The organism is Microcystis sp. M53603_WE2, assembly GCF_030065435.1.
Map to the genome: position 1 here is coordinate 1 of NZ_JASJFF010000124.1, position 1101 is coordinate 1101.

Consider the following 1101-nt stretch of genomic DNA (forward strand, 5'->3'; position numbering starts at 1 on the left):
AGACCAGAACAGAGTAAATCTGGGGCGGCAGGTGCGGAACCCCGCAAGGGAAAGAAGCAGAAACCTAAATCGTGAGGTTTGGGAATCACCGTCCGTTTACGGCGGCGAGGATGTCAAAGTTTCCCTAGATGTGTTACCGGCAGTAGTGCCGAAAAGCAATTTCTTGGCTGGGTTAAAGACAATTCATCGACATCTATCTTAACCATAAGTTAAATTAATATTTAACAAAAATCGGCTTAAGGCTAAAAAAACAATTAACATTATAGCTCCAAATGCTTAGTATTGGTTAGTTTAGCTAGATTGTAGATCGATGAAATTATCTAGAGATCGAGCAAGGAGCGTCAAGAATTCCTGGTTAGATCTATAAGTAAATTTTATTTTAAGTTTATTTAAGACTGTCATTACTAATGCAAGGCTGAGTCAGGCAGATTTTCCCGTAGTATCAAAAATGAAACTCGCTCCAATCGTTCAATCTGACTACGAGCGAGAGGCAATTGTAGAGACTGCCGCTTTCACTAGCATTTAATTAAGAGGAACAACCGATGGCAACTTATAAAGTCACCCTGAAAAATGAATCTGAAGGACTTAATACTACAATTGAGGTTCCCGATGATGAGTACATTCTCGATGTAGCTGAAGAGCAAGGACTAGACTTACCTTATTCCTGCCGCGCAGGAGCTTGCTCCACCTGTGCAGGTAAAATTGAATCTGGTACTGTCGATCAATCCGATCAATCCTTCTTAGATGACGATCAAATTGAAGCGGGTTATGTCCTCACCTGCGTCGCCTATCCTACCTCTGACTGTGTGATCCTCACCCACAAGGAAGAAGACGCTTTGAAGTAATCTTCAAGATTATCAGAAAATTCCCGTTAAAGCCATGGCTTTAACGGGAGTTATTTTATGGCTCAAAAATTTTTTCCCTAAACACTTGTGTGTTTTAGCTAAGGGTGCTATGATTGTTAATCGTGGAATTAATGGGTCGGTGCCCGAGTGGTTAATGGGGGCGGACTGTAAATCCGTTGGCTACGCCTACGCTGGTTCGAATCCGGCCCGGCCCACCACGATCAATGCCCGTGTAGCTCAGTGGTAGAGCACACCC

Annotated in this window: 1 protein-coding gene, 1 tRNA gene and 1 pseudogene; all 3 read left to right on the plus strand. The window is 43.1% G+C overall.

What is annotated here, in order from left to right:
- Positions 1-202, plus strand: a pseudogene (locus PX481_RS02945) (hypothetical protein); the annotation flags it as partial.
- 340 nt (positions 203-542) lie between these two features.
- Positions 543-845, plus strand: a complete 303-nt coding sequence (locus PX481_RS02950) for a ferredoxin (protein WP_002761157.1) — start codon at positions 543-545, stop codon at positions 843-845.
- Between the two features lie 133 nt (positions 846-978).
- Positions 979-1063: transfer RNA gene (locus PX481_RS02955), tRNA-Tyr, on the plus strand.
- The last annotated feature ends 38 nt before the right edge of the window (positions 1064-1101 follow it).

What these genes read in the sequence shown, in the direction of transcription:
- PX481_RS02950 (WP_002761157.1), top strand. Translation starts at nt 543, where the DNA reads ATGGCAACTTATAAAGTCACCCTGAAAAATGAATCTGAAGGACTTAAT.